Source organism: Frigoribacterium sp. UYMn621 (assembly GCF_040549525.1).
Lineage (GTDB): Bacteria > Actinomycetota > Actinomycetes > Actinomycetales > Microbacteriaceae > Lacisediminihabitans.
On sequence record NZ_JBEPTM010000003.1, the window covers coordinates 1 to 26,778 of the forward strand.

The 26,778-nt window shown below is 67.5% G+C and carries 22 protein-coding genes and 1 tRNA gene; 11 read left to right on the forward strand and 12 right to left on the reverse strand.

Going from position 1 to position 26,778, the window contains the following annotated elements:
- Positions 1–834, forward strand: an 834-nt coding sequence (locus tag ABIB54_RS06350; protein WP_354574677.1) for an FGGY family carbohydrate kinase, incomplete at its 5' end; no start/stop codon positions are given.
- 15 nt (positions 835–849) lie between these two features.
- Here the strand turns inward: ABIB54_RS06350 and ABIB54_RS06355 are convergent.
- Together ABIB54_RS06355 and ABIB54_RS06360 are read right to left on the reverse strand one after the other, a co-directional pair.
- The gene (locus ABIB54_RS06355; protein ID WP_354574678.1) at positions 850–2,046 is read right to left on the reverse strand and encodes a GAF domain-containing protein; all 1,197 of its coding nucleotides are present in this window, start codon (positions 2,044–2,046) and stop codon (positions 850–852) included.
- A 91-nt stretch (positions 2,047–2,137) separates the two neighbouring features.
- Positions 2,138–5,578, reverse strand: coding sequence for a bifunctional proline dehydrogenase/L-glutamate gamma-semialdehyde dehydrogenase (locus ABIB54_RS06360; RefSeq protein WP_354574679.1), 3,441 nt, complete (start codon positions 5,576–5,578; stop codon positions 2,138–2,140).
- Positions 5,579–5,643: 65 nt separating this feature from the next.
- Here ABIB54_RS06360 and ABIB54_RS06365 point away from each other — a divergent pair, with 65 nt between their 5' ends.
- A complete protein-coding gene (locus tag ABIB54_RS06365; RefSeq protein WP_354574680.1) occupies positions 5,644–6,546 on the forward strand; it encodes a LysR substrate-binding domain-containing protein in 903 nt (300 codons plus the stop codon).
- 136 nt (positions 6,547–6,682) lie between these two features.
- On the opposite strand, the gene ABIB54_RS06370 is transcribed toward ABIB54_RS06365, so the two are convergent.
- The 3 genes from ABIB54_RS06370 to ABIB54_RS06380 form a co-directional block, all read right to left on the reverse strand.
- On the reverse strand, positions 6,683–8,308 hold the full coding sequence (locus ABIB54_RS06370) for a GMC family oxidoreductase (RefSeq protein WP_354574681.1): 1,626 nt from the start codon (positions 8,306–8,308) through the stop codon (positions 6,683–6,685).
- The gene (locus ABIB54_RS06375; RefSeq protein ID WP_354574682.1) at positions 8,305–9,894 is read right to left on the reverse strand and encodes an AMP-binding protein; all 1,590 of its coding nucleotides are present in this window, start codon (positions 9,892–9,894) and stop codon (positions 8,305–8,307) included. Before ABIB54_RS06375 ends, ABIB54_RS06370 begins: the two co-directional genes overlap by 4 nt.
- A gap of 61 nt (positions 9,895–9,955) precedes the next feature.
- Positions 9,956–11,716 carry an aldehyde dehydrogenase family protein gene (locus ABIB54_RS06380; protein ID WP_354574683.1) on the reverse strand — a complete coding sequence of 587 codons (1,761 nt, stop codon included), beginning with the start codon at positions 11,714–11,716 and terminating at the stop codon, positions 9,956–9,958.
- 168 nt (positions 11,717–11,884) lie between these two features.
- Here ABIB54_RS06380 and ABIB54_RS06385 point away from each other — a divergent pair, with 168 nt between their 5' ends.
- The gene (locus tag ABIB54_RS06385; RefSeq protein WP_354574684.1) at positions 11,885–13,102 is read left to right on the forward strand and encodes a PucR family transcriptional regulator; all 1,218 of its coding nucleotides are present in this window, start codon (positions 11,885–11,887) and stop codon (positions 13,100–13,102) included.
- Here the strand turns inward: ABIB54_RS06385 and ABIB54_RS06390 are convergent.
- Positions 13,099–14,268 (reverse strand): thiolase family protein, encoded by a 1,170-nt coding sequence (locus ABIB54_RS06390; protein WP_354574685.1) that lies wholly within the window; start codon positions 14,266–14,268, stop codon positions 13,099–13,101. The genes ABIB54_RS06385 and ABIB54_RS06390 overlap by 4 nt on opposite strands.
- A gap of 278 nt (positions 14,269–14,546) precedes the next feature.
- Here ABIB54_RS06390 and cysK point away from each other — a divergent pair, with 278 nt between their 5' ends.
- Both cysK and epsC read left to right on the forward strand, forming a co-directional pair.
- Positions 14,547–15,485 carry a cysteine synthase A gene (gene cysK / locus ABIB54_RS06395; protein WP_354574686.1) on the forward strand — a complete coding sequence of 313 codons (939 nt, stop codon included), beginning with the start codon at positions 14,547–14,549 and terminating at the stop codon, positions 15,483–15,485.
- Positions 15,400–16,053 carry a serine O-acetyltransferase EpsC gene (gene epsC / locus ABIB54_RS06400; RefSeq protein ID WP_502917084.1) on the forward strand — a complete coding sequence of 218 codons (654 nt, stop codon included), beginning with the start codon at positions 15,400–15,402 and terminating at the stop codon, positions 16,051–16,053. The genes cysK and epsC overlap by 86 nt, the downstream gene beginning before the upstream one ends.
- 5 nt (positions 16,054–16,058) lie before the next feature.
- On the opposite strand, the gene ABIB54_RS06405 is transcribed toward epsC, so the two are convergent.
- Complete coding sequence (locus ABIB54_RS06405) at positions 16,059–16,697, reverse strand: MBL fold metallo-hydrolase (RefSeq protein ID WP_354574688.1); 639 nt, start codon at positions 16,695–16,697, stop codon at positions 16,059–16,061.
- Between the two features lie 90 nt (positions 16,698–16,787).
- Between ABIB54_RS06405 and ABIB54_RS06410 the strand changes: the two genes are divergently transcribed.
- On the forward strand, positions 16,788–17,690 hold the full coding sequence (locus tag ABIB54_RS06410) for a diacylglycerol kinase family protein (RefSeq protein ID WP_354574689.1): 903 nt from the start codon (positions 16,788–16,790) through the stop codon (positions 17,688–17,690).
- Positions 17,691–17,759: 69 nt separating this feature from the next.
- Positions 17,760–17,835 (forward strand) — tRNA-Glu (locus ABIB54_RS06415).
- An 843-nt stretch (positions 17,836–18,678) separates the two neighbouring features.
- Here ABIB54_RS06415 and ABIB54_RS06420 read toward each other — a convergent pair.
- Complete coding sequence (locus ABIB54_RS06420; protein WP_354574690.1) at positions 18,679–19,350, reverse strand: response regulator transcription factor; 672 nt, start codon at positions 19,348–19,350, stop codon at positions 18,679–18,681.
- Positions 19,351–19,461: 111 nt separating this feature from the next.
- On the opposite strand from ABIB54_RS06420, the gene ABIB54_RS06425 reads away from it, so the two are divergent.
- Positions 19,462–19,740 (forward strand): GlsB/YeaQ/YmgE family stress response membrane protein, encoded by a 279-nt coding sequence (locus tag ABIB54_RS06425; RefSeq protein WP_354574691.1) that lies wholly within the window; start codon positions 19,462–19,464, stop codon positions 19,738–19,740.
- 99 nt (positions 19,741–19,839) lie between these two features.
- Here the strand turns inward: ABIB54_RS06425 and ABIB54_RS06430 are convergent, their stop codons facing one another.
- Together ABIB54_RS06430 and ABIB54_RS06435 are read right to left on the reverse strand one after the other, a co-directional pair.
- Positions 19,840–20,325: a DNA alkylation repair protein gene (locus ABIB54_RS06430; protein ID WP_354574692.1), complete on the reverse strand. Its 486-nt coding sequence runs from the start codon at positions 20,323–20,325 to the stop codon at positions 19,840–19,842.
- A 4-nt stretch (positions 20,326–20,329) separates the two neighbouring features.
- Positions 20,330–20,722: a VOC family protein gene (locus ABIB54_RS06435; RefSeq protein WP_354574693.1), complete on the reverse strand. Its 393-nt coding sequence runs from the start codon at positions 20,720–20,722 to the stop codon at positions 20,330–20,332.
- Positions 20,723–20,844: 122 nt separating this feature from the next.
- Here ABIB54_RS06435 and ABIB54_RS06440 point away from each other — a divergent pair, with 122 nt between their 5' ends.
- A complete protein-coding gene (locus ABIB54_RS06440; RefSeq protein WP_354574694.1) occupies positions 20,845–22,224 on the forward strand; it encodes a D-alanyl-D-alanine carboxypeptidase family protein in 1,380 nt (459 codons plus the stop codon).
- Positions 22,225–22,289: 65 nt separating this feature from the next.
- On the opposite strand, the gene ABIB54_RS06445 is transcribed toward ABIB54_RS06440, so the two are convergent.
- Positions 22,290–23,576 carry an ATP-binding protein gene (locus tag ABIB54_RS06445; RefSeq protein ID WP_354574695.1) on the reverse strand — a complete coding sequence of 429 codons (1,287 nt, stop codon included), beginning with the start codon at positions 23,574–23,576 and terminating at the stop codon, positions 22,290–22,292.
- 100 nt (positions 23,577–23,676) lie between these two features.
- On the opposite strand from ABIB54_RS06445, the gene ABIB54_RS06450 reads away from it, so the two are divergent.
- Both ABIB54_RS06450 and ABIB54_RS06455 read left to right on the forward strand, forming a co-directional pair.
- Positions 23,677–23,919 carry a hypothetical protein gene (locus ABIB54_RS06450; RefSeq protein WP_354574696.1) on the forward strand — a complete coding sequence of 81 codons (243 nt, stop codon included), beginning with the start codon at positions 23,677–23,679 and terminating at the stop codon, positions 23,917–23,919.
- 5 nt (positions 23,920–23,924) lie between these two features.
- The gene (locus tag ABIB54_RS06455; RefSeq protein WP_354574697.1) at positions 23,925–24,083 is read left to right on the forward strand and encodes a hypothetical protein; all 159 of its coding nucleotides are present in this window, start codon (positions 23,925–23,927) and stop codon (positions 24,081–24,083) included.
- Between the two features lie 498 nt (positions 24,084–24,581).
- Here the strand turns inward: ABIB54_RS06455 and ABIB54_RS06460 are convergent, their stop codons facing one another.
- Complete coding sequence (locus ABIB54_RS06460) at positions 24,582–26,669, reverse strand: S9 family peptidase (RefSeq protein ID WP_354574698.1); 2,088 nt, start codon at positions 26,667–26,669, stop codon at positions 24,582–24,584.
- Positions 26,670–26,778 lie beyond the last annotated feature (109 nt).

The following is a 26,778-nucleotide window of genomic DNA, read 5'->3' on the forward strand; positions in this document are numbered from 1 at the left end:
ATGGTGTCCGAATCGTCGCTGCTGCGAGAAGTTCCGGTCGCGGGGATCCTGGGCGACCAGCAGGCCGCCACCTTCGGGCAGGCCGCGTTCGATGCCGGGGAGTCGAAGAACACCTACGGCACCGGCAACTTCCTCATCTTCAACACCGGGGAAGAGATCGTGCACTCCAAGAACGGACTGCTGACCACCCTCGGCTACAAATTGGGGGATGCGAAACCGCACTACGCGTTGGAAGGCTCGATCGCGGTCACCGGGTCGTTGGTGCAGTGGTTGCGCGACAACCTCGGCCTGATCAAATCGGCCCCCGAGGTTGAGGACCTGGCCAAAACTGTCGACGACAACGGTGGGGTGTATTTCGTGCCCGCGTTCTCCGGCCTGTTCGCCCCGTACTGGCGTTCCGACGCCCGGGGTGCGTTGGTGGGCATGACCCGGTATGTGAACAAGGGACACATCGCCCGCGCCGCGTTGGAGGCCACCGCGTTCCAAACCCGCGAAGTCCTCGACGCCGTCAACGCGGACTCCGGAGTGGATCTGACCGAACTGAAAGTCGACGGCGGAATGATCGCGAACAACACCCTCATGCAGTTCCAGGCCGACATCCTCGGAGTCCCGGTCGTGCGTCCCGTCGTCGCGGAAACCACCGCCCTCGGCGCCGCATACGCGGCCGGCCTGGCCACCGGATTCTGGTCCGACCTCGACGAGTTGCGGGCCAACTGGCAGGAAGACTCCCGCTGGACCCCCAACATGGACCCCGACGAACGCGACCGCCAAATCCGCCTCTGGAAAAAAGCCGTCACCAAAACCTTCGACTGGGTCGACGGAGACGTCAAATAACAACACGCTAAGCGACTACGGCCGCGCTCCCACCCAGAGCAGCTCCTGCACACGCAGGGCGAGGTTCCGGAGGAGCGCGGCCTCGGCGTCGCTGAAGCCTCGCGGTGAGTCATCCATCACGCAGAGGGCACCGATGCGGTGGCCGTCGGGCGCTTCGATCGGGTACCCGGCATAGAACTTCACGCCGCCCGGCCCGGTGACGTGCGGACCATCGGCGAATCGCGCGTCGTCTCGCGTGTCCTCGATCACGAAGTGTCGTGATTCCTCGATGGTGACGTTGCAAAAGGCTTCCTGGCGAGGGATGACGGAGCCGATGAATCCGACGGCAGACTTCGTCCACTGCCTGGTGTTGTCGATGAAGGTGATAGCGGCCATCGGTACATCGAAAAGGTCGCGCGCGATCGAGGTGATCAGGTCGAAGGCCTCGCCGGGTTCGGAGTCGAGGATCGCCAAGGCGTCGAGCGATAGCTGCCGCTCCGTCTCGTCGACGACCTGGGTTTCATGTCGAACCTCGCTGGGCCTCCGCAGAACCTCACTGATGGGCGGGGCGGCGAGCGACGCCCAGCGTTCCGCACTGGCTGTGCCGGTCGAGCGGAGGGTCTCGAAGTCGTCGAGTCTGATGACGCTCGAGTGCGGATCATCCGCCACGAGTTCCGCGGTGATTGCGGTGAATTGCCGGGACTGGTACTGCACGAGGGAATTGAACGCGTCGGGGAAGAGCGTCGCCGAGCCGATCATCGGCATCGAAACGACGAAGATCTCGGCTCCGGCCGCGGACTGCCCGCGCACGATCTCCAGAAGCTCCGCGATGTCTCGCCGCCAGGACTCGGTCGATTTCAGCTCGAAAGCTTCGACCGTGCCCACGACAAGGACGATCGCGTCGAAGCGGTCGAGGGCAAGGGACGCCAGCTCGGCGGCGCAGTCTTGTGCCGTCATGGTGGTCGACACTCGGATCTCGATGTCGACGGCCCGACCGCTCAGCACCGCGAGTCGGCGGGCGAGCTGCCCGGCCAAGGCGAGATCGTGGGTGACGGTGCCGTAGCCGGCAGCAATTCCGCTGCCGCTCAGCAGCATCCGCACGGCATCCACGCCGGCGCCGTGCACTGTCGGCGAGTCGACGGGCGAGGGTGAGCGCTCCCAGGAGTTGACCGATTGGTGCAACCACAACTCGATGAATGGTCGCATCACAGCATTGACGACGTGACGAATCATTTCGGCCCCCAGACCGGGCGATTACCCGCAGCGCCTGATCGCACCGTTCGGGTGAGCATACCCTGCGCCCCCGAGCGGGCGTCGGAGGCTCTCAGATGAGCTCGTCCGTCAGGTGATTGGGGGTTCCGAAGCGATGCGCGGTGATGCTCACCGCCTGCTCGCGAAGGAACGGCAGCAGTTCGATGCGACCGGCTGGCGTGACCGGGCCGCTGTAGATCGCGACATCCGGCCGACCGCCGATCGCTGCGGCAAGAGTCACCGGGTCGCCGCCGATGAGGCGGATGCGGCCGGTTTCGAGCGCGGGGAGACGGGAGAGCCAGGCCGCGTCATCCTCGACGACCGGCGAGAGGTCGGCAAGAGCATCACTCGCCACGGCACTGGAGACGGTCAGTCGAGATCCCGCGAGCAGGCCCGCACCGACGACACGGAGCAGTTCGCTGACGGGCGCGCCCTCGCTCAGTCGGATGGTCACCGGCACGGGGAGGTAGCGGAACACATTGCGTTCGGCGGAGAGCGCGGAGACATCCTCGGCCCGGCCGAAGGCGTTGTTCCAGGCGGCGGCATCGCTGCCGAAGGCACCGGACAGCGAACCCTCGGCCGCGAGAAGCGCCTTCACCGCCGGGTGGGTGATCGCTTCGCCCGCCGCAGAATGGTGTGCCGCAACCCAGGACCCGAGAGCCACCAGATAGTTCGGTCCGCCGGCCTTGGTGCCGGCACCAACGGAGGACTTCTTCCAGCCGCCGAAGGGCTGGCGCTGCACGATCGCCCCGGTGATTCCGCGGTTCACATAGAGGTTCCCCGCCTGCACGGTGTCGAGCCAGAGAGCGAGTTCGGTGGAGTCGAGGGAGTGGATGCCCGCGGTGAGTCCGAAGTCGGTCTCATTCTGCAGCGCGATCGCCTCGGCCAGCGTGGAAGCGGTCATCACGCCGAGCACGGGACCGAAGTACTCGGTCTGGTGGAAGGCGGATCCGCGCCGCACCCCGGTGCGCACCCCGGGCGTCCAGAGCTGTCCGTCCCGGTCGAGCTTGCGCGGCTCGAGCATCCAGGCTTCCCCCTCACCGAGGGTGGTCAGCGCGCCAAGCAGCTTGCCCCTGGCCGGTTCGATGAGCGGACCCATCTGCGTGGCCGCGTCGGAGGGGTATCCGACCTTGAGTGAGGCGACCGCATCCCTCAGCTGGTTGGTGAAGCGGGCGGATTCCGCCACCGATCCGACCAGGATCACGAGCGATGCGGCCGAGCACTTCTGGCCGGCGTGACCGAAGGTAGAAGACACGACGTCCTTCACGGCGAGGTCCAGGTCCGCGCTCGGGGTGACGATGATCGCGTTCTTGCCGCTCGTCTCGGCCAGCAGCGGCAGGTCGGGGCGGAAGGACCGGAACAGCTCGGCGGTCTCGTAGCCGCCGGTGAGGATCACCCGGTCGACCGACGGATGAGAGACCAGGTTCGTGCCGAGGTCGCGCTCGCTCAGCTGCACGAGCTGCAACACCTCGCGCGGCACACCGCCCTCCCACAGGGCTTCGGCCAGCACGGCGCCGCAGCGTGCCGAGAGCGCCGCAGGTTTGAGGATGACGGCACTTCCGGCGGCGAGGGCGGCAATAGTCGAGCCGGCGGGGATCGCGATCGGGAAGTTCCACGGCGGCGTCACAACCGTCAGCTTCGATGGAACGAAGGTCGCGCCATCCACGGTTTCTAGGCCGCGAGCGAGTTCGGCGTAGTAGTGGGCGAAGTCGATGGCCTCGCTCACCTCGGGATCCCCCTGGTCGACGGTCTTCCCGGCTTCGCTCGCCATCACCTCGAGCAGTTCGGCCCGTCGAGCGCTGAGCGCGTCTCCGGCACGGTGAAGGATGGCCGCGCGCTCGGCCGCCGGGCGGGCGCCCCATGCCGCACCTGCCGTAGAGGTCTGGGCGATCATCCGGTCGAGCACGTCGGCCTCGGTGATCAGCGAGGATGCCACCGCCTCGACTCCCAGGGTGGAACCCGGCACGCGAGCGATGATCCCCGTGCTCCAGACGCGGTTGGCCGGAAGCGAGGGGTCGGTGTCGGCAGTGTTCTCGAAGCGGTCGCGCGGCGCTGCCTCGGCAACGGCGCGATCCTGGGTGCGGCGCGGAAGCGGGATGCCGCGGTCGAGCTGGGCGAGCGAGGCGAGGAAGCGCTGCTTCTCCCGCTCGAACAGCGCCTCGTTGCTGGAGAGTTCGAAGACGGCAGACATGAAGTTGTCCTGGCTTGCCCCCTCCTCGAGTCGGCGGATCAGGTAGGCGATCGCGACATCGAACTCCTGGGGGTGCACCACCGGGGTGTACAGCAGGAGCCCGCCGACATCCTTCTTCACGGCCTCCGCCTGGCCGGTGGCCATGCCGAGCAGCATCTCGAACTCGATGCCGTGTTGCACGCCGCGCTTCTGCGCCAAAAGCCAGGCGTAGGCCACGTCGAAGAGGTTGTGACCGGCGACGCCGAGGTGGAGGGCGTCGATTCGCGCCGGCCGCAGGGCGTAGTCGAGGATGCGCTTGTAGTTGGTGTCGGTGTCCTGTTTCGTGGACCAGGTGGCGAGCGGCCAGCCGCGCAGCGACGACTCCACCTGCTCCATCGGCAGGTTGGCGCCCTTGACGAGTCGCACCTTGATCGATGCGCCTCCAGCGGCCCGCCGCTGTGCGGCCCAGTCCCCGAGGGTCACCATCGCGGAGAGCGCGTCGGGCAGGTAGGCCTGCAGCACGATTCCCGCCTCGAGCTGAGAGAACCGTGGCTGGTCGAGAATGCGGGTGAAGACCGCGACCGTGAGGTCGAGATCCTTGTATTCCTCCATGTCGAGGTTGATGAACTTGGCGGGGGTCGTGGAGGCAGCGCGTTCGAACAGCGGGGCGAGGCTCGCGACGACGTGTTTGACATCCGCCTCGAAGGCCCAGGGCGAATGCGGGGCGACGGTGGAGGAGACCTTGATCGAGACGTAGTCGACATCATCGCGTGCCAGCAGCGCGTGGGTGCCGGCGAGTCGACGGGCGGCCTCTCGTTCGCCGAGCACCGCTTCACCGAGGAGGTTGACATTGAGTTTCGCGCCGCCGGCCCGGAGCGAGCCGATCGCCGCGCCGAGACGCCTCGGCGTGGCATCCACAATGAGATGCCCCACCATGCCCCGCAACACTCGACGGGCGATCGGGACGACCACGCCCGGCAGCACCGGCGCACAGACGCCACCGAGGCGCACCGCCGCCCTCAGGTATCCGGGCAGGAAGGAAGGCACGCGCGGTGCGAGCGCGGCGAGGTTGCGCGCCGCGACCCTCAGGTCCTCCGGGCGGATGACACCGTCGACGAAGCCCACGGTGAAGTCGAGCCCCTTCGGATCCTTCAGTACTCCGGCGAGGCGCTGCGCGGAGGCATTGACCGGCGCCCTGGCGCCTTCCTCGAGCCAGTGGCGCACGAGCGCGACAGTGCGCTCCGCGAGCTCGGGGGAGAGGGCGTCGTCGAGAGACGTGGTCGTGGCGGTGTCGGTCACGGGAATCCTTTCGGGGCGATCTGCTCCCAGTATTTCTCGCCGCATCCAGTTAGGTAAAGCGACCGTTTCTGACGAGTATTCTTAAGTGCAACTGACTGTTGGGAGGCCCGATGCTCGATGTGCGCCGGCTGCGCCTTCTGCGCGAACTCCAGCTTCGTGGAACGCTCGCGGGGGTCGCAGAAGCCCTCAATTTCAGTCCCTCGGCCGTGTCGCAGCAGCTGAGTCAGCTCGAGAAGGATGTCGGTGTCGAGCTGCTGCGATCGTCGGGTCGCCGCGTGGTGCTCACGCCGGCGGCCGAGATCCTGGTGAGTCACACGGCGGAGGTGTTGCGCACGCTCGAGCGTGCCGAAGCGGAGCTCGCCTCATCCCTCACCACGATCACCGGCACCGTTCGCGTGGCGGTCTTCCAGTCTGCGGCGCTCGCGATCATGCCCGATGCGCTCGCCATCATGGAGTCCGAGTACCCCGAGGTGCGAGTGGAGATGGTGCAGCGCGAGCCGGAGTCGGCGCTGCGGGAGACTTGGGCGCGGGACTTCGACCTCGTGATCGCGGAGCAGTACCCGGGGCACGCCGCCCCGCGGCATCCGGAGCTCGATCGGCGCACCCTCACGACGGACGCGATCCGCCTCGCTACTCCACCGGCGGATCGCGGGCGACTGCATCCCGCCTCCATCGAACGGGCATCGGATGCCGCGTGGGTGATGGAACCCCGCGGAACAGCCTCCCGGCACTGGGCCGAGCAGGCCTGTCGCCGGGCCGGGTTCGAACCCGACGTGCGGTTCGAGACGGCGGACCTGCAGTCGCACATCCGTCTCGTCGAGTCGGGTAATGCGGTCGCCCTCCTTCCCGACCTGGTCTGGATCGGCCGCGGGACCTCGGCCCAACTGCTGCTGCTGCCGGAGAATCCGCAGCGCACGATCTTCACCTCTGTGCGGGAGGCGAGCAGCACCAGGCCCGCGATCGTGGCGGTGCGCGCGGTGCTGGACCGAGCGGTGCGCCTCGTGGCCGGCTGACCCGAGGACGCTCCCTATCAGTCCCCGCGTGCCGAAAATGCAGGAGATTCGCCCCGAAATGCCGTGGATCGCGGCCGGAAGGCGCTTTCCATGGCGAATCTCCTGCGTTTCAGGTGAGGTGTTGGGTGCCGCCGGGTCAGCGGAGTGACGTCGCAGCCAGCGAACCCGACTTCGCTGACTGCAACAACAGGTCGGCGGCCTTTTCCCCGATGACCATCGACACGGCCTGGGTGTGCCCGCGGATGATGTCGGGCATCACCGAGGCATCCGCGACGCGGAGTCCCTGCACACCGCGAACCCGCAGCTCTTCGTCGACGACGGATGCCTCGTCCGTGCCCATGCGGGCGGTGCCGACCGGGTGGTAGAGCGTGTGGGCTGCCGTTTCGAGCGCGACGGTGTTCCGCTCGGCGCGCTCAAGGGCATCCGTTCCCTCTGGAGCGAGGAAGTGCGGCCCGGTGGTCGTCTTCAGCGCGGGCGCCTGGAGGATGTCCTCGCAGATTCCGAGGCCGGCCATCAGCCGTGCCCGGTCGCTGCCCGCCGCATCACTGAGGTATCGCGGATCGATGATGGCCTTCTCGAGGGGGTCTGCAGAGGCGAGGGTGATCGTGCCGGTGCTCTGGGGCGTCAGGAGGATGGCTCCGATGGTGATCGCGTGCGCCGGCGCGGGAACGAGGCCCTCGCCGATGAACGCGACCGGGGCGAAGATGATCTCGATGTCGGGCAGTTCCATCGCGGGATCCGATCGCACGAAACCGTAGGCTTCCGCGACATTCGAGGTGAGCATGCCCCGGCCCCTGGCGAGGAAGTTCACCAGTTCCGGTGCCTTCTTCGCGGAGAAGAGGGTGTCGCCCGAGGTCTCGACGATGAGGCCGGAGAGCAGGTGGTCGCGCAGATTCTCGCCGACCTCTGGCGAGTCGACCAGCACCGGGATTCCGTGTTTTTCGAGCTGCGATGTGCCGCCGATGCCCGAGAGCATCAGGAGCTGCGGGGTGTTCACCGCCCCGCCGCAGAGCACCACCTCGTGATGCGCCATCGCTCGAGCGGTCTGCCCTCCGAGCACGTACTCGACGCCGATGGCGCGGGTGCCGTCGAACAGTACCCGGGTGGCTTGCGCACCCGTTCGCACCGTGAGATTGGGCCGATCCTTCGATGGCACCAGGTAGCCGTCAGCACTGGAGAATCGTTTGCCCCTCTTCTGGCTCACCATGGTCTGGCTGAAGCCGTCGGGCAGCGCGGTGTTCGGTGCCACGAGCGAGTACCCCGCCTGTACAACCGCCCTGAGGAAGGTCGCGGTGTGCGATCGGGGACTGCGCTGGTGCTCGATGCTGATGGCGCCTCCGGATCCCTGATCGGGATCCGAGTTCCCCTCGACCCGCTCGACGCTCCGGAAGTAGGGCAGCAGTGCCGCATACGACCAGCTCGGCCCGGCGGTCTGTGCCCAGTGGTCGTAGTCGGCGGCGAATCCCCGCACCCACATCATGGCGTTGATCGACGACGATCCTCCGAGCATCCTGCCTCTCGGCCAGTAGATCGTGCGGCCGGAGAGCTGCGGCTGCGGCGTGGTGTCGTAGTTCCAGTCCAGTTCCGACCGGAAGAGCGCCGAGAACGCTGCGGGGATATGCACCTCGGTCTTCTTGTCGACGGGGCCGGCCTCGAGCAACAGCACCGAGCGGGTGCCGTCTTCGGTGAGCCGTGCTGCCAGTGCGGCCCCGGATGCCCCGGCGCCGACCACGACGAAATCGAAATCGTTCCCGCCGCTCATGCTGGCACCTCGAGGCTGCGGAGATCCTTGCGCAGGATCTTGCCAGAGCTGGACTTCGGAATCGTCTCGATGAACGCCACCTGGCGGATCTTCTTATGCGGTGCCACGTGCTCGGCGACGAAGGCCATCACCTCTTCCGACGTGATCTCGGCCCCCGGCTGCACGACGACGAAAGCCTTCGGCACCTCTTCTCCCTCGGCATCATGGGCGCCGACCACCGCGGCATCCGCAATGCTCGCGTGGGTGAGCAGCAGTGCCTCGAGCTCCGCCGGCGCAACCTGATAGCCCTTGTACTTGATGAGCTCCTTCAGCCGGTCGACGATCGACACGATGCCGTCCGACGACACGGTCGCGATGTCCCCGGTGTGGAGAAAGCCGTCTTCGTCGATGGTCGCGCGCGTCGCCTCGTCGTTGCCGAGGTAACCGCGCATGATGTTCGGGCCACGGCAGAGCAGCTCGCCGGGCGCACTCGTTCCCTCGGCGGGCATCTCGATCTCGTCACCGGTCGCCGGATCGATGAGCTTGCACTCGATGTTCGGCAGGGTGATCCCCACCGAACTGAGGGGGATGTCCGCCCGGCTCACCGGGATGCTGTGGGAGACCGGGCTCATCTCGCTCATGCCGTAGCCCTGCCTCACCAGGCATCCGAGACGTTCCGCCACGGCCTTGCCGAGTGCGCCGTCGAACGGCGCGGCGCCGGAGACGATGACATCCATGCTCGAGAGGTCGTACTGGTCGATGAGCGGATGCTTCGCCAGCGCGACCGCGATCGGGGGCGCGATGAAGGCCCAGTTGATCCGGAAGTCCTGGATGATGCGCAAGAACTCCGCGAGGTCGAAGCGCGGCATCGTCACCAGCCGTGCCCGACTGCGGAATGCCATGTTGAGGAGCACGGTCATGCCGTAGATGTGGAAGAACGGCAGCACCGCGAGCACGCGGGCATCGGCATCCGCCCCGAGCAGTGGGAGGGACTGCGCGACATTCGCCACCAGGTTGCGATGGGTGAGGATCACCCCTTTCGGTCGCCCGGTGGTGCCTGAGGAGTAGGGCAGCACCGCGATCTGCTCGGCCGGATCGAAACTCACCTCCGGCGCCGGATTCTTCTCCATCATCAGGTCACGCAGGGAGGCGAAACCCTCGGCGCCGTCCAGCACGATCACCTGGTCGTCGGCGATGCCCGCCCGGGATGCCGCGTCCCGCGCGGAGGCGAGAAGCGGCGAAACGGTGAACAGGAAGCGCGCCTTCGAGTCGACGAGCTGCGTGCCCATCTCCTCCCCGGTGTAGAGCCCGTTGACCGTTGTGGCAGTGGCGCCCGACCGCAGGATGCCGTGGAACACCGCGGCGAAGGCGGGCACGTTGGGAGAGTGCAGCGCCACGACATCCCCGAGCCCGATGCCGCGAGCCGCGAGTGCGCCCGCAACGAGGTCGATCTGGCCGATCAGCTGGCGATAGCTCGTCTCTGCTCCGGATGCGCCATCCACGATGGCGATGCGGTCGAGATCGGCCTCATCGATGCTCGCGAACAGGAAGTCGTACACGCTGAGGTGCGGGATCTCGACATCGGGCAGGGGTCCTCGGAAAACCACGTGAATCTCCTTTGATCGTGTGGTGGGTGGTGCGGGTGAGCGTTGCGAGAAACCTACCCGGTCAGGCGCGGAACGCGGAGATGAATATCGCCGGCATCTTGAACCACGAGGGCGCCGCAGCGAATCCGGAGAGCAAGCGCCCCGTCTTCTTCGCACTGCGGGCGGTCACGAACCACGGGGGCTTCGGGAACAGTGCGAACTCGCCGTGGAGAGCGGACCGGGGGAACGGGCGGAACGGGCCACGGGCGATCGTCTTCTCGGTCTCGGCGAGGAGGAGCGCATTGTGCACGACCCCGATACCGCTCTGCACGTGTTCGAGGCTGTGCCCGGGAAACGCGCCCCAAGGGGCTCCCGGTGTGAGGAAGCCGAGCGCGGTCCAGGTGTTGACCGCGATGGTTCCGTAGTCGAGCCTCGAGAGGGCGTTCTCGAATCCGGCACCGAGTCCCTTGATGGTGCTCGGCATGCCGATGATGTTGGCGCCGAGCGTGCCGACGAAGTCGCGGTTCACCGTGTCGACCGCGGTGTCGAGGAACGCCTGGCCGGTGCCGGGAAGTTCGATCACTCCGAGCACGGGGGAGAAGTACTCGGTGGTGAGCAACGTCGAGGCGTCGTCTTCGGCGTGGATGTCGACGAGCAGGCGACCGCCGCTCGCCCCGAACTTCTCGGCTCCCGGGTATGAGGTGCAGGCCTGGCCGACGCGCACGTCGCTGCCGGGGTACCACGGGGCGCGGTCGGGGGTGCGCGCGAGGGCGCTGCGGAGTTCGGCGAGGAAGGCCTTGCGCTGCGGCCACTGCGAACTGAGCACCACGATCTGGCCGGCGATGCAGTTGTAGCCCCCGTTGTGAAGTCGCTGCGTGACCACATGCTCGGCCTGGTACCTGAGGTCGGCCTTCGACCAAGCGCCCGGAAGCACGATGATCGGCGCGACGCCGCCCAGTTCGCTGGTGATGGGTTTCGCCAGAAGGGGGGTTCCCGCGGCGCGGCGGGTGGCCGCACCGGGTCCGGTGCCCCACACGATCACATCGTGGGTCGCTGCGCTGCCGGTGATGTGCACGTGCGAGATCCCGGGATGGTTGGCGAGGTAGCTGCCGACATCTCCAGCACCGGTCACGATGCGCAGCAGCCCGAGGTCGATCAGCGGTTTGAATGCTGCCGAGTATGGCGCGAGCATCCGGTCCATCACCGGGTTGAGTTTGAGCAGGGCGACGCGATTGTGGGCGATGAGCTCGTAGAGCACGTCGAGCGGTGGGATGGAGGTGATGTTGCCGGCGCCGAGCACGAGGCCGACCCCGTCGGTCTCTGTCGGTGTGCGTGCCCCGAGGCCGGCGGATGCGCGCACCGCCTTCTCGGAATCGCCCGGCTTCATCCAGACCTCCGCGCTGAAACCGTGGAGCAGCAGCGCCTCGTAGGGGTTGGCGGGCAGCACCGGAACGCTCACGCGGCCGCCGGGAGCGGTGCCGAGCTTCGCGTCCGCGATGGGGCTCTTTCCCTGCGCGATGGCGCCGAGCGTGTGCTGGAGGGCGAGGAGAGAGGAAAGAACGATGTACGGTCCCGAGATCCACTCCTCACCAACGTAGGCGGAGTCTGGATCGAGATTCTTGGTGCGCACGGCGGCATCGACCCACTGGTCGGCCGCCGCGGCGACGCTGGAGTGGACCTTGCCGAGCAGGGCGATGCGAGCCGGAATCGGCATCTTCGCCCACCGGGACTCTCCTTCGGCGAGCTGGCTCACCGCGGCATCCAGTGCGGCGCGAACCTCCGCGTCGAGTGCGGGGGTGGAGGGAGCGGCCGTGGCGGGCACGGTCGGGTCTGTGGTGGTCATCAATCTCCTTTGATCGCTGCCGACTTGGTCACGGGCATAGTCGAAACGACCACGCCTCACCAAGGAACCTTCAGTATCGCCCACGAACCCCCCGAGTGCGATAGGCGAACGCCGTCTGTTCCCTGAATACCGTTGTGCCACCGCACAATACGCCGCTACAGTCCTCTCATGTCCATCGACCAGGTTCCCCGGCGAGTGATCGCGCCAGAGCATCGCGCAGCCCGTGCCGAATCCGCCGACTTCTTCCTCGAGCTCGTGGACTCCGTCGGGCCGATCACCGACGGTGTCGTCGATCAGATCCTCGCGGGGGAGAACGAATACGCCGAGAATCCGATGCCGCGGGAGCTTCTGCATTCGATCGTGAGGGAGAACATCTCCGCGCTCCTCGCCACTCTCGCCGGCACGACGGACTCGCTTGCCGCTCCGCGTCGAGCCGGTCGCATCAAAGCCGAGCACGGCATCCCGATGGCGAGTCTGCTTCACGCGTACCGGCTCGCCGGATTGCAGCTCTGGGACGAGATGATGGCGCGGTCGGTCGGCAGCCAGCGGGCCGAGACGCTGCTGCATCTCTCTTCGGATGTCTGGGGCATCATCGACCTCTTCTCCGGTGCGGCCGCGGAGTCCTACCGCGCCTTCGTCGACGAGCGGGATCGCCGCGATGAGCAGGCGCGCAGCGTCATGCTGCTCAGCCTCCTCGATGGGAGCGCCACTCCCGGGGAGATCGGCCGGCTGCTTCGTGCGCTCGAGCTACCGGAGCACGCCCACTACCTGGTGATCGCCGCCGAGCGCAGCAGCAGCGGCGCGGATCCGGTGCCGGAGGTGCACGGTCGACTGAACGCCGTCGGGATATCGTCTGCCTGGACCGCGTGGAAAGGCGAATACGTCGGCCTCGTCGGCATGCCTCGGCACGCGGAGATCGACCGTGCGATCGCCATCGTGGCGGCCGCAGCAACCTCCCGGGTCGGCATCAGCAGAACATTCACGCAGCTCTCGGCCTCTCCGGATGCCGTCGACCAGGCCCGGATGTCGGTCGAATGCATCGCCTCCCCGGGCGTCGGCATTCACCGCTACGGATCGGCCCCCCTCGACCTGCTCCTCGTGGCGCAACCCGGCTACGGTGCGGAACTGCGAGACGGCGTCTTCGGTCGCCTGTTCGGCCCGGACTGCGCGGATGGCGCAGTGTTGCTCGACACCCTCGAGGCCTGGTTCGACGCCGAGGGGTCGACCTCCGACGCCGGAAGACGGATGCACTGCCACCGCAACACGGTGCTCTACCGTCTCGGGCGCCTCGCCGAGCTCACCGGGCGATCGGTGGCGCGTCCGGTCGAGGCATCCGAGTTGTATGCGGCACTGCGAGCGGTGCGACTCGGCGGTATCCGGGCCTAGAGTCGTTCGATGATCGTGGCGTTCGCCATGCCGCCGCCCTCGCACATCACTTGCAGGCCGTAACGGCCGCCGATGGCCTCGAGGTGGTTCACCATCGTGGCGAGCAGGCGCGCGCCGGATGCCCCGAGCGCGTGCCCGAGGGCGATCGCACCCCCGCGGGGGTTGAGCTTCGCCGCATCCGCTCCCGTCTCGGCGAGCCAGGCAAGCGGAACGGGCGCGAAGGCCTCATTCACCTCGAAGGCGTCGATGTCGTCGATGGTGAGACCGGCTTTGGCCAGCACCTTCGCTGTCGCGGGGATGACCCCGGTGAGCATGAACAGGGGGTCGCTGCCGGTCACGGCGAAGCTGTGGAAGCGGGCGCGTGGCTTCAGCCCGAGTTCCGCGGCCTTCGATTCGCTCATGATGAGGGTCGCCGCGGCCGCGTCGGTGAGGGGCGAGGAGTTGCCCGGAGTGATGTTCCAGCCGATTTCGGGGAAGCGCTCCGCGAACCGCTCGGTGTAGAAGGCCGGTTTGAGGCCGGCGAGGCCCTCGGCGGTCGTGGTGGGGCGAACCGTCTCGTCGGTGGTGACGCCGCCGACGGCGATGAGTTCGTTGGCGAAGAAGCCGCTGGCGGTCGCTTCGGCGGCGAGCTGGTGCGAGCGGGCCGAGAAGTCGTCGAGCTGCGCACGGGAGAATCCCCACTTGCTCGTGATGAGCTCCGCGGAGATCCCCTGCCCGACGAGACCCTCGGGGTAGCGCGCGGCCACCTGTTCTCCATAGATGTCCTCGCCCATGATCGAGTAGCCGATCGGCGCGCTGCTCATCGATTCCACTCCGCAGGCGATGGCGATGTCGTAGTTGCCGGTCATGATGCCCTGGGCGGCGAAGACTGCAGCCTGCTGGCTCGATCCACACTGGCGGTCGATCGTGACGGCGGGCACGTGATCAGGGAACCCGGCGCCGAGCACCGCGTTGCGGGTCACGTTGTAGGTCTGCTTGCCCGCCTGCGCGACGCATCCGCCGATCACATCGTCGACGGTGGCCGGGTCGACGCCGTTGCGTTCGACGAGGGCGCGGAGGGTTGTGGCGAGAAGGTCCACGGGATGAACCCCGCTGAGCGAGCCTCCCGGCTTGCCGCGGCCGGACGGGGTACGGATGACGTCGATGATCACTGCGGAGTTGTTCATGGGGACTTCCTTGTCTGGGGTCCCTCCAGCTTAGGCACGCACCCTGGGGAGTCTTGCGCGATTCACGCCACCAGTAGACCAGGCGCCCGACCGACCTCGTCGCGCTTCACAGCTTTGCCGGCCCCACCGGCAGTCGAAGCCCGCACCTTTCACCGAAATCTCGGGCATTCCGCGTCATAATCGGGAAGGATTTCGCCCCGAGGGCGTTGACATCCTGGTACCGCAAAATCGTCGTCGACAGGCAACTGCCGTCTGGCCTGGAACAGAAAGCGCAGCCCATGCCGCAACGCATCTACAACGACATCACCGAGATCTTCGGAAACACCCCGCTGGTGCGCCTGAACAAGGTCGCCGAGGGACTCGGCGCCACCGTGCTCGCGAAACTGGAGTTCTACAACCCCTCCGCCAGCGTCAAGGACCGCCTCGGCGTCGCCATCGTCGATGCGGCCGAAGCGTCCGGCGAGCTGAAGCCGGGCGGCACGATCGTGGAGAGCACGAGCGGCAACACCGGCATCGCACTCGCGATGGTCGGCGCGGCCCGCGGCTACAAAGTGATCCTGACGATGCCGGAGTCCATGAGCAAGGAACGTCGGATGATCCTGCGCGCGTACGGCGCGGAGCTCGTTCTCACCCCCGGCCCCGGCGGTATGCAGGCCGCCGTCGATCGGGCCGCCGAGATCGTGGCGAACACCCCCGGAGCCGTCTACGCCAAGCAGTTCGCCAACGCGGCGAACCCCGCCATCCACCGGGCCACCACCGGTCCCGAGATCTGGAACGACACCGAGGGCGCGGTGGACATCTTCGTGTCGGGCATCGGCACCGGCGGAACCATCACCGGAACGGGCGGATACCTCAAGGAGCAGAAGCCCGACCTCGTTGTCATCGGCGTCGAGCCGGCCGAGTCCCCGATCCTCAACGGGGGAGCGCCCGGCCCGCACAAGATCCAGGGAATCGGGGCGAACTTCGTTCCGGAGATCCTCGACCGTGAGGTCTACGACGAGATCATCGACATCGACATCGCCCAGTCGGTCGCGATGGCCCGCCGCCTTGCCGCGGAGGAGGGCATTCTGGCCGGGATCTCGTCCGGAGCGACCGTGCAGGCTGCCCTCGAGGTTGCCGCCCGCCCGGAGAATGCCGGCAAGACCATCGTCGTCATCGTCGCCAGCTTCGGCGAGCGGTACCTCTCGACGGTGCTATACGAAGACCTCGCGGACTGACCGGGTGCCTTTCGGGGGCGTTCGAGAAGACGTGCGGATGGCTCGCCAGAAGGATCCGGCGGCGCGGTCCGGCGCCGAGGTGTTTCTGGCCTACTCCGGGCTCCACGCCGTGTGGGGATACCGCATCGCTCATCGGCTCTGGATGTGGCACTGGTATCTCCCCGCGCGAATCTACTCGCAATTGGTGCGCTCGCTGACCGGGGTGGAGATCCACCCCGGCGCGACGATCGGTCGTCGACTCTTCATCGACCACGGCATGGGCGTGGTGATCGGGGAGACGGCGGTCGTCGGAGACGACGTAGTGCTGTACCACGGCGTGACCCTCGGCGGCACGAGCTCCGTGCGGGAGCGCCGGCATCCGACGATCGGCGACCGGGTCACCATCGGGGCCGGCGCGAGTGTCCTCGGGCCGGTCACGATCGCTCACGACTCGATCGTCGGTGCGAACGCCGTGGTGGTGACGGATGCTCCGCCGAATTCCGTTCTCACCGGCATCCCGGCGCGGGTTCGGTCGCGCATAGCCGCTCCGGTCGATGAGACCTTCACCGACCCCGCGATCTACATCTGACGCCGCTACAGGTCCAGCGCGTCACCCGGCTCGAGCGCGACATACTCTCCGCCGCCCTGCTCCACCGCCCACTTGAGGCGATCCCCGCCCATGCCCTTGCCAGCCGTCGACAACACCATCTCGTGGGTGGCGAAAGCACGACGTGGGCGCACGGCGAGCACGAAGTCGATGGCCTCGCCGATCTTGAGCCACGGGGCACCGACGGGTGCCGCGAGGGTGTCGACTTCGATGCCCTCCGGCACGGTGAAGGAGTCACCCGGGTAGTAGAGGGAGTCGTTCGCAAGCACTCCGACGTTGTCGACGATCGGGATCGAGGAGTGGATCACGGCGTGCTTCTCGCCGAAGAAGCGCAGTGAGAAGGGCTCCGCATCGATCACATCGCCATCCTTCACGACAGTGATGTCGAAGTCGGTTGCGGCGATCGCGACGCCCTCCGGGCCATACAGTTTCGCGTCGGGATTGCGGCCGAGGATGTGGGTGAGCTGGTCTGCTGTCCAGTGGTCACCATGTTCGTGGGTGATCACCACGGCGACGACGTCGTTGAGGCCGACGAGGGCTGTGGTGAAGACTCCCGGATCGATGACGAGCGTCTTGCCCGCCGATTCGAGGATGAGGCAGGCATGTTCTTGTTTGGTTACGCGCATTTTTCAGACTGTACTCGCACACGTGCGCCTCGAGATGTTCCCCGACGGCATCCGACATACTGGGCAGATGACGACACCGGCGCCGCTCTCGTGACGGCCCTGCGCGTCGTCGTCGCCATCAATCCGTCGGCGTCATTCGGCAAAGGTCGTTCGGTCGGGCCCGCCGTCGTGCAGGCCCTGCGCGGTGCCGGTCACCGGGTGACCGCACTGAGCGAACCTACCTTCGCCGATCTTCACCGCGAGGCCGAGAAGGCTATCGCACTCGTCCCAGACGCCCTCGTGGTCGTTGGCGGTGACGGTATGGTCAGCCTGGGCACCAACCTGGTCGCCGCAACGGCCATCCCCCTCGGAATCGTGCCCTCCGGCACCGGAAACGACGTCTCGCGTGGCCTGAAGATACCCATCGGCCAGACGGATGCCGCCATCGACCTGCTGCTCGCAGCGCTCGGCCACGAGCCACGAGTGATCGACGCAGTGCTCGTGCGACGCTCGGGCGAGCCGGATCGCTGGTACGCGGGAGTGCTCTCCGCCGGCTTCGACGCCCTGGTGAACGAGCGTGCCAACCTGTGGCGCTGGCCCCGCGGGAAGAGCCGGTACAACCTCGCCCTCCTGCGCGAACTCGCGACCCTCCACCCCACCACGTACCGTCTCGTGCTCGACGGGGTCGAGTGGAACACCGCAGGCACCCTGGTGTCGATCGCCAACAACACCTCCTTCGGCGGCGGGATGCTGATCACCCCCGACGCTCTCCTCGACGACGGGCTGCTCGATGTGTGTGTGGTCGAACCGCTGTCTCGGACCGCCTTCCTCGGCATCTTTCCTCGAGTATTCAAGGGCACGCACGTGACCGATCCGCGGGTCTCGATCCGTCGTGCCCGGCGAGTGAGGATCGAAGCGGCTGGCGTGGTGGCCTACGCCGACGGAGAGCGGGTCGGAGCGCTGCCCCTCGAGATCGAAGTCGTGCCCGGAGCCCTGAGGATCCTCGTGCCCTGACCGGAGCATCCCGCACCGTTTTGGTGCGCTTGGCTCGCGTGTGGCATACTCGTTGAGTTGTCCACTTGCGGCCCCATCGTATAGCGGCCTAGTACGCTGCCCTCTCACGGCGGTAACACCGGTTCGAATCCGGTTGGGGTCACCACCGGTCCGGATACCAAGGATTCATTGGTGTCCGGGCCTTTTTTGTTAAGGGCTCGGCGCATCCGTCGGAATGTGCTCCGATTCGGGGCATTCGGCGCTGATTCTGACGGTTGGGCGCTCGGCGGGGGTGGCCCGGGCGGTGGCTGGGCGCGCCGGCGAGTGTGGGCCGGGCCCGGGCGGTGGCTGGGCGCGCCGACGTGGGTGGGCCGTGCCCGGGCGGTGGCTGGGCGGGCCGGCGAGGGTGGCCCCGTCATCCGTCAAAAACTGTCCCCAAGTGGGGTATCCGGCGCTGATTGTGACGGTTGGGCGCTCGGCGGGGGTGGCCGGGCCGGTGGCTGGGCCGTGGCTGGGCGCGCCGACGAGGGTGGCCCGGGCGGTGGCTGGGCGGGCCGGCGACGGTGGCCCCGTCATCCGTCAAAGACTGTCCCTAACAGGGGTGTCCGGCGCTGATTGTGACGGTTGGGCGCTCGGCGGGGGTGGCCGGGCCGGTGGCTGGGCCGTGGCTGGGCGCGCCGACGAGGGTGGGCCGGGCGGTGGCTGGGCGGGCCGGCGAGGGTGGCCCCGTCATCCGTCAAAGACTGTCCCTAACAGGGGTGTCCGGCGCTGATTGTGACGGTTGGGCGCTCGGCGAGGGTGGCAGGGCCGGTGGTCAGGGGGGTCATCCGTCGCAAACTGTTCCGAACCGGCCACATCGCAGCGGATTGTGACGGTTGGGGGAGGAGCGGGAGGTGAACCCACCCGAGCGAACCCGACGGCCGCCGACCCCAGGGCCGCCGAACCTACGGGCCGCCGAACCTACGGGCCGAGCGAACCCCGGGGCAGCCGACCCCCAGAGCCGCCGAACCTACGGGCCGCCCAGCCAATGGTCTATGCGGTGATGGTCGGGGGTGAATCCATGGCCGACTCCCCACAGCACCGCCTGGCTGCGGCTTTGCGCGCCGATCTTGCGGTAGGAATTCCTGATGTAGGACTTCACCGTGTTGGGGCTCAGATACGTGAGCGCCGCCACCTCCGCGTTGCTCTTGCCCTGCGTTATCAGGGCGAGGATCTCGGACTCACGGTCCGTGATGCCCTCCCGCCGCCCGGGCCAGTCCAGCGCCATCGCGCTTCCCGACCGTCGAGTAGGTTCGCTGATCACTTCCTCTCCGGCGTGCACCAGCTCGAGGGCCGAGACCAGTTCGTTCGCTGCCAAGGTCTTGGAGAGGTATCCCTTGACGCCCTGCTCGCGGGCGCTCTCGACGAGACGGGGATGGAAGTTCCAGGTGTAGACCACGACGTTGCGGGCCTTGGGGTTGGTGACGAGCGCCTTCAGCTCCTGATGGTCGGACTCGGGCTGAGCGAAGGAGTCGTACATCACGATGTCGACCGAGTCGTCCAGCGACGCATTCGAGTCGATTTCGGAGACGAGGATGCGGTCGCGGTAATCGTCGAACATGTGCGCGAGGCCCTTGAGCACGACGTCGTAGTCGTCGACGAGCGCGACGGTGAGGGGGCGGGGCGGGACGAAGCTCGGCATCCCTGCACATTACCTCCCTAGGGGTGTGACCGACCACCCCCTTAGAGGTGTTGTGTAGACACGTGGCCCGCTGAGGGTCGCACCGAAAAGACACAGCGCAAGGAGAACCTCATGCTCGGACTCATCATCAGCATCATCATCGTCGGACTCATCGCCGGAGCCATCGCGCGCCTGGTCGTGCCCGGAAAGCAGAGCCTGTCCATCGGGATGACGCTGCTCCTCGGAATCATCGGATCGTTCGTCGGCGGATTCCTCGGCTACCTGCTCCTCGGTGCCGACCCCTCGGGTGGATTCTTCCAGCCGGCCGGCATCATCGGCTCCATCATCGGCGCGATCATCGTGCTCCTCATCTGGACCCGAGTCGGAAGCCGTCGCACCTCGCGCCGGTGAGACCAGCTTCGGATCGACACTCGATCCGCCTGAGACGCCCGGATGCCCGCCGAAAGTCGGCCTCCGGGCGTTTTTCGGTGGGGACCGCCGCCGCCACCGTCAGGCGAGCCCGACGAGGTGGCGAGCGGCCTGCCGCAGCCACGGATAGCTGTCGCGCGCCCACCGCTGGACCGCAACATTCGCGCGGGCTCGGCTCGCACCATCCAGTGCCTCGAACAGCGGAACGATCACGTCGACGATGAGCGGATCGGCCAGCGCCGGAGTACGCGCCTCGCGCAGGAAGCCCTCGAGGCGGGTGAGGTCTGAGTTGTCGAGCAGGCTCACGTGGGTCTGCAACAGGACGACCGCCGCGAGCCTCCGCTCGTAGACGGGAGCCCTCCACAACTCCGAGGAGAGCGCGGTGATCTCGTCGTGTCCGAGGCCGCGGTACCGGAGGGCCACAGCGCGGATGGTGCCCCGCACGGCACCGACCGATGCGCCATAGAACTGCAGGTCGGATCCGATGCGCGCCTCGTCGGCGAGGGCCCGCTGCCAGGTGGCTTCGAGCTGGAGGGCGGCATCCACGAACTCGCCGGCGTCGCTCACCGCGCTACGCGAGGGGCTGCGCGATCTCCCAGATGTGACCGCCCGGGTCCTGGAAGCTGGCCGTGCGGATGCCCCACTCGCGGTCCATCGGACCGTTCAGAAGCCGCACCCCCCGCCCGGTGAGCTCGGCGCACATGGCATCGACGTCCTCCACGTCCAGGGTGAGTTGGAGCCGCGAGCCCGCCTGGGCCGCGGCCACCGCTGCGGGCTCGATGAGGCTCACCGCCTCGGAGGACTTCAGCAGGTTGATCATCGTGTTGTCGAACCGGAACACCGCGGAGTTCGCATCTTCGAAGAGGATCGGCAACCGGAAGACATCGAGGTAGAAGGACCTGGTCGCCGCCAGATCGTCGACGAAGAGCGTGATGGCGGTGATCGATCCGGGCCACGGTGTCATGGGCATCCTCGTTCCTGTCGCTGTAAAAGTTACGCCCTCGGATCCGTCTTGGTCACGAACCGGCCATAACATGAGCATATGTACTCAAAATCGGAGACCGGCGTTCGCGCTGTGGCGGCACGATGACCGGGCCCTCCGGCCCGACGGGCCTCGCGGACTTCTCGGCGATGCTCGAGCGCGGAGTGGATGCCCCGGGCTCTGACCCCCTCGATCCGTCCGTGCAGGCGTCGGCTCGCCGCCGTCGCAGGCGGCGTCGCATCGCCGGGCTCGTCGTGATGCTCGTGATCGTGGCAGTGGTCGGCACCTACCTTCCGGTCACACTCCTCGCACCGCTGCCAACTGCCGTGCTCACCGCGACCAAACCAGCCCTCAGCGTTCCGGGTGCCGTTCAACTGACGCTGCCGGCCCAGGGGGAGTCTGCCGTGAGCGTCACCGGTGCCGAGACCTTCGCCGGCACGGTCGGGACCAACGGCATCCTGGCCTCGAGCGGAGGGCCGGGTCCGGTGCCGATCGCGAGCATCAGCAAGCTGATCACCGCCCTGGTGGTGCTCGAGGCCAAGCCGCTGACGGGCGACGACGCCGGACCGACCATCACCTTCAGCAAGGCCGACCACGACCTCTACGACCAGTACTACGTGCTCGACGCCTCGGTCGAGCCGATGAAGACCGGCAGCACACTGTCGGAACACGACGCGCTCGCGCTCATGCTGGTGGCATCGGCCTGCAACTACGCTCACGCGGTGAGCACCTGGGCGTTCGGATCGCGCGGCCGGTATCTCAGCGCGGTCAAGACCTGGCTCTCCGCCCACGGGCTCAGCGGAACGACCATCGTGGAGCCGACGGGAATCGACGCCAGGAACGTCAGCACCCCCGCCGACCTCATCGCCATCGGCAAGCTGGCGATGGCGAATCCGACTCTGGCGTCGATCGTCGGCTCCCGCACCGTGGACCTGCCGGGCGTCGGAACCCTGTCGAACAACAACATCAGCCTCGGCTCCGAGGGGATCGACGGCATCAAGACCGGCACCCTCGACTCGGCAGGTTCGTGCCTGCTCTTCTCGGCCACGGTGGATGTCGGCCTGCCGAAGCCGATCACGATAACCGCTGTGATCCTGGGCGGGAGCAGCCGCGAAAGCGTGAACAGTGACGCCCAGATCCTCATCCGCAGCATCGAGTCGGGCTTCCATGTCGTGACACTGGAGACCACCGGAACCGCAGTGGGGAGCTATTCCACCCCGTGGAAAGACGGCGCTCGAGTGGTGACCGGCGATCGGGCGTCCGTGCTCACCTGGTCGGATGCGCCGATCACCTCCACCATGACCATCAGACCGCTGTCGATCACTTCAGGCACTACCGCCACCGACGGATCGAGAGTCGGAAGCCTCGACTTCACGGTCGACGGGAAATCGATCTCTGTGCCCCTCCTGCTGGACGGCTCGATCTCCGGGCCGGACGGAAGGTGGCGCCTCACCCATCCCGAGGTGCTGCTCGGCGGCCACTGAGCCGCCGTCCCAGGCCAGAGCCTTGCCACGCTCGGACCATCGCCGAACTCAGAGCCTCGTCACGCTCAGAGCCGCGCCAACCTCTCGATGTCTTCGAGGAACTCCGCGGCGACCTGCGGTGACACCGTCGTGCGCGTGGACCTGATCGCCGCAATGTAGTCCTGGGTGCTCGGGCCGGCCGGGCCAGAGGCGTCCGCCCCGGAGAAGAGGGCACGCTCGAGCGCCTCCTGCGAGGCTCGACGCGCCGCGTACTCGACATCGGCGGGGGAGAACCCGTCGCTCGCCGCGACGAGGGCATCCAGATCGACCAGGCCGTCGACGGATGCGGGGATGTACCGCTCCCAGATGGCCAGGCGGGCCGCGACATCCGGAAGCCCGATCGGAACGACATAGTCGAAGCGCCCGTGGCGGAGGAAGGCCGAATCGAGAGCGCGGATGAAGTTCGTCGCACAGACGAGAAGCCGTCCCGGCTGTTCGCGGAACGCCGGGATGATCTTCAGCAGCTCGTTGGTCACCCCCTGCAGCGCCGAGGGCGGCTCCCCGCCGCGCTGGGCGGCGATCTCCTCCACCTCGTCGATGAACACGACGGCGTGTTCGAGCTCGGAGATCTTGAGGAAGGTCTCACGCAGTGCGCCGGCCAGTCCCTTCGGGTCGGCGGCGAGGCGGGAGGGGAACACCTCGACGAACGGCCATTCGAGGCGGGAGGCGATCGCCTTGGCGAAGGTGGTCTTGCCCGTGCCGGGCGGACCGAACAGCACGACGGCCTTGGGCGGAACGACCCCATATTGCTCGGCCATATCCGGTTTGGCCAGGGGCATCACGAGGCGTCGCTCGAGCAGTTCCTTTTCCTGCTGCATGCCGCCGACCCCCTCCCAGAGGTCTCGGGGAAGGATGCGTCCGCCCAGCTCGCTCAGTGAGCGCAGCTCTTCGCGCTGCACCGGGATGTGGCGTTCGAAGTAGCGCAGGTTCTTCTTGACCTCGAAGCCGCGATTGAGGAAGGCATCCACCCGGCTGGCGGACTCCGGCATCAGGGCGGAGAGCTTGGCCAGCCCGTGGGGGGCCATCCGATTCTCTAGGGCGGCGAGCATCGCGGTACCGATGCCCTGCCCCTGCCACTGCCGGGCCGTGGAGAGGAACACGATCCAGCCCTGGGCGTGGGCGGCGCGACCGACAGCGGCGCCGATCACCGTCTCACCGTGCATGGCGACGACGGCATGGTCCTTCTGGCAGGACGCCAGCACCTCGGAGAGGCCGTACACCGGCTCCGTCTTTGCGGCAGTGATCTCCTCCCACAGGTGAAGAATTCCGTCCAGATCGTCCGAATGGAAGTCTCGGATGCGCCAACCGGTCATTGTGGCTCCCTCGCGTGAATGACGTGTGGGTGTCAATCTAGGGCAACACTGCCCGCGCGAGCTTCGAGTGCCGTACTCTCACAGCAGAGGGAGTCTCATCATGAGTGGAGTTGCGCCGCGCGGCCGGCCGCTGAGCATCGGGCGTCGATTTGTCTACCTTCTCGCCACACCCTGGTGGCGCGCCGTGTGGGTCGTCGGGGCCATCGTGTGGTTCTTCGTGTTCGTCGGGCTCGTGGCGACGGTCCGGGACTTTGCCCTGGCGCTCGCAGCGCTCGGTGCAGTGCCCCTCCTGACAGTTTTCCTCGACATCGCGCGGAGGCAACGAGTCCTCCGAAACCGATGAACAGGGTGAGGCTCGCACTCGTGCGGCTGGGATCTCTTGCCGTCGATATCGCCCAGTCGATCGTTGCCGCGTTCGGCGGGGGCGGCGGCGATCCGGCCCGACTGCACGAGTCGGCCGAGTTGCGGCACGTCACGCCGAAGAAGCGGGCGGGCCGTCGCCGCTGAACCGCGGAGGGTCAACCGAGAGGGGCTGTTCCACCGCATCGCTGACGGCTGGGGGCGGACATTCGGATGACTCTGTGGCGTGTTCCCTCCGATGGACGGCGTGTCGGCGGAGTCATCCGCCCTCAGCCCCACGATCCGCGCCCTCTCGACCGGGCGTAGGGGCCGGAATCGCGGGTCGGACCTGCCGGAGCGCTCGATAGAACCGCAGCAGGTCCGCGGTCGGAGCCATCGCCCAGCCGCACGGATCCGTGAGAAGGGTGAAACGTTCCGCGGTGAAGACCCCGAAGGGCACTTCGAATGGGAGCCGCGTGAGCTGGTCGGGCATACCGACAAGAGAGATGACACCCCGAAACACCGTTGACGGGAGATCCTCTGCGAGTGGTCATTTCGGGGCGGGCGGTGGTGCCCGAGCCCCGGTCTGCGATCGAGGATGACCGCAGGGGCGGGCCTTGGGTTCCGAATGTGCGCGCCGCGAGGCGAACCGACCCACCCCGCCGGTCAGCCGAGAAGCGTCGGTCGCACCCAGTTCGCATCGTGAACATGCTGGTCGAGGAATGCGAAGACGGTCTCGTACCAGACCACGGCGTGCTGGGGTTTCAGCACCCAGTGATTCTCGTCAGGGAAGAGAAGGAACTTGTGCGGGGTCGTGCCGTCGGCAGCGGCATGGTGCTCGGCCAATTCGGACCAGAGTCGCAGGCTCTCCCCGACCGGAACGCGGTAGTCGTTATCCCCGTGGATCACCAGCATCGGCGTCACGATGTCCCGAACGCTGTGGTGCGGTGAGCTGTCGATCATGCCCTGAGGTGAGAAGATGCTCTGCCAGTACCAGGAATTGTCGGTGGTGCCGTTGAACTGGTCGAGCGCCCACAGGCTGGCGTGGCTGACGATCGCTCGGAAACGGGAGCTGTGCCCGGCCACCCAGTTGGCCATGTAGCCCCCGAAGGATCCTCCGAGCGCCGCCGTGCGCGTCGCGTCGATGTCAGGGCGGGCTTCCGCGGCATCCGTGATCGCCATCAGGTCGGTGAAGGGCTTCGCGCCCCAGGCATCCCAACCCCTCGCGATGAAGTCGAGGCCGTAGCCGGTGGAAAGGGCGGGATCGGGCAGCAGCACCGCGTACCCGCGCGCGACCGCGAGCGACGGGTTCCACCGCCAGCTCCAGGCGTTCCAACTGTTGAGCGGCCCGCCGTGAATCCAGAGCAGGAGCGGAGCCGGATGTTGCGGCGAGGCGCCCTCAGGAAGCAGCAGCCACGCGCGAACCCGCGCGCCATCCTCTGCGACAGTCTCGACCTCGGTGATCGACCCGGGCACCGAGGGAAGCTGCGCCGGTGTTGCGAGCGGGGTGACGACTCCCGATCGGTCGATGCGCACCGGATGCGGCGGCGTGACCCAGGACGACCGCAGCGCCACGAGTTCACCAGTCGCCCCGTCGACCGCGACATCGGTATAGCTGAAGTCGTCGACGGTGAGCCGGCTCGGGGCTCCACCATCGAGAGGCACCCGGAAGATGGGGCCGCGACCGTCGTGGTCGGCAGTGACGATGAGGGAGTGGTCGTCGGCGTCGAAGACGAGGCTCGAGGCCCAGCGATCCCATCCCTCGGCGATGCGGCGGGGGTTGCCACCGTCGATGTCGGCCACCCACAGTTCCTGGTCCGCCGGGCCGCTCGGAGTGCTGTATTCGGCACGAACGAAGGCGATCCGCGTGCCGTCGTGGCTCACGGCCGGCACCTCGAAGTCCACCCGTTCCTCGTCGAAGAGGGGCGTCGTCGCACCCGAATCGACGTCGATGGACACCAGGATGAAGCGACCGGCTCGCTGCTCCGCGACCCGTAGCGCAGCGATGAGGGTGTGACCGTCGGGGGTGAGTTCCTGACCGGCCGTGTCGGCGGTGCGGCCCGGGCTCGGCGTGAGGTCGCGCGGATGAGGGAGGTCTGCGGGATAGGGTGCCGGCTCCGGGGGCGTGGCGGAAGGCTCGGCGGACATCGGCACGGCATCGGCCAGGTCGGAAAGGTCGAGCGCGAACAGATGCGGCTCGGCCGGCCCGAGGTCGTGGTCCCAATACCGCACGGGATAGGTCTCGTGCAGGATGGCGGTGACCTTCTTCGTCGTGCGTTCGGCGCGCGCCGCAGCCTCCGTCTCGAGACTGTCCGAGGACGGAAGGAGGTTCGCCGCGAGGATCACCCGATCGCTCCCGGTGGCGGTTGCGGCAATCGCGGACACCCCGCCCGGCAGCCGGGTTACCGCTCGAGCCTCACCCCCGGCGGCAGGCAGGATCCAGAGCTGCGCGGCCTCCGTGTCCTTCTCTGCGGCGGCATCCGCACGGGCGGAGATGAAGAGGATGTCGCCGGACCCGGTGAAAGCCACCCCGGATTCGCCCTTGGCCGAGCGGGTGAGCCGGGTCGGGGTGCCCGATCCGTCGGCCGGTACCGACCAGAGCGCGCGCTCGTAGGTGGTGCGGTCGCGGGACAGGGTCGCGACGGTGAGCACCACCGCGCGCCCGTCGGGAGAGAGGGCGAGGCCCTCCACCCGGGGAAGAGCGATGTAGCTCTCGAGGGACGCGAAGGGCAGAAGCTGAGTCTCAGTTGACATCCCTCCACGCTAGCCGCACATTGCGGCGATATGGATTCGGTCGCGCTCCTGGGCTTCGCGGTTTCCCATCGAGAGACGGGACCAAAGACCCCACATCAGTATCGGCAGG

What these genes read in the sequence shown, in the direction of transcription:
- ABIB54_RS06355 (WP_354574678.1), bottom strand. Translation starts at nt 2,046, where the DNA reads ATGATTCGTCACGTCGTCAATGCTGTGATGCGACCATTCATCGAGTTG.
- ABIB54_RS06360 (WP_354574679.1), bottom strand. Translation starts at nt 5,578, where the DNA reads ATGCGGCGAGAAATACTGGGAGCAGATCGCCCCGAAAGGATTCCCGTG.
- ABIB54_RS06365 (WP_354574680.1), top strand. Translation starts at nt 5,644, where the DNA reads ATGCTCGATGTGCGCCGGCTGCGCCTTCTGCGCGAACTCCAGCTTCGT.
- ABIB54_RS06370 (WP_354574681.1), bottom strand. Translation starts at nt 8,308, where the DNA reads ATGAGCGGCGGGAACGATTTCGATTTCGTCGTGGTCGGCGCCGGGGCA.
- ABIB54_RS06380 (WP_354574683.1), bottom strand. Translation starts at nt 11,716, where the DNA reads ATGACCACCACAGACCCGACCGTGCCCGCCACGGCCGCTCCCTCCACC.
- ABIB54_RS06385 (WP_354574684.1), top strand. Translation starts at nt 11,885, where the DNA reads ATGTCCATCGACCAGGTTCCCCGGCGAGTGATCGCGCCAGAGCATCGC.
- ABIB54_RS06390 (WP_354574685.1), bottom strand. Translation starts at nt 14,268, where the DNA reads ATGAACAACTCCGCAGTGATCATCGACGTCATCCGTACCCCGTCCGGC.
- cysK (WP_354574686.1), top strand. Translation starts at nt 14,547, where the DNA reads ATGCCGCAACGCATCTACAACGACATCACCGAGATCTTCGGAAACACC.
- epsC (WP_502917084.1), top strand. Translation starts at nt 15,400, where the DNA reads ATGCCGGCAAGACCATCGTCGTCATCGTCGCCAGCTTCGGCGAGCGGT.
- ABIB54_RS06405 (WP_354574688.1), bottom strand. Translation starts at nt 16,697, where the DNA reads ATGCGCGTAACCAAACAAGAACATGCCTGCCTCATCCTCGAATCGGCG.
- ABIB54_RS06420 (WP_354574690.1), bottom strand. Translation starts at nt 19,350, where the DNA reads ATGCCGAGCTTCGTCCCGCCCCGCCCCCTCACCGTCGCGCTCGTCGAC.
- ABIB54_RS06425 (WP_354574691.1), top strand. Translation starts at nt 19,462, where the DNA reads ATGCTCGGACTCATCATCAGCATCATCATCGTCGGACTCATCGCCGGA.
- ABIB54_RS06435 (WP_354574693.1), bottom strand. Translation starts at nt 20,722, where the DNA reads ATGACACCGTGGCCCGGATCGATCACCGCCATCACGCTCTTCGTCGAC.
- ABIB54_RS06440 (WP_354574694.1), top strand. Translation starts at nt 20,845, where the DNA reads ATGACCGGGCCCTCCGGCCCGACGGGCCTCGCGGACTTCTCGGCGATG.
- ABIB54_RS06445 (WP_354574695.1), bottom strand. Translation starts at nt 23,576, where the DNA reads ATGACCGGTTGGCGCATCCGAGACTTCCATTCGGACGATCTGGACGGA.
- ABIB54_RS06450 (WP_354574696.1), top strand. Translation starts at nt 23,677, where the DNA reads ATGAGTGGAGTTGCGCCGCGCGGCCGGCCGCTGAGCATCGGGCGTCGA.
- ABIB54_RS06460 (WP_354574698.1), bottom strand. Translation starts at nt 26,669, where the DNA reads ATGTCAACTGAGACTCAGCTTCTGCCCTTCGCGTCCCTCGAGAGCTAC.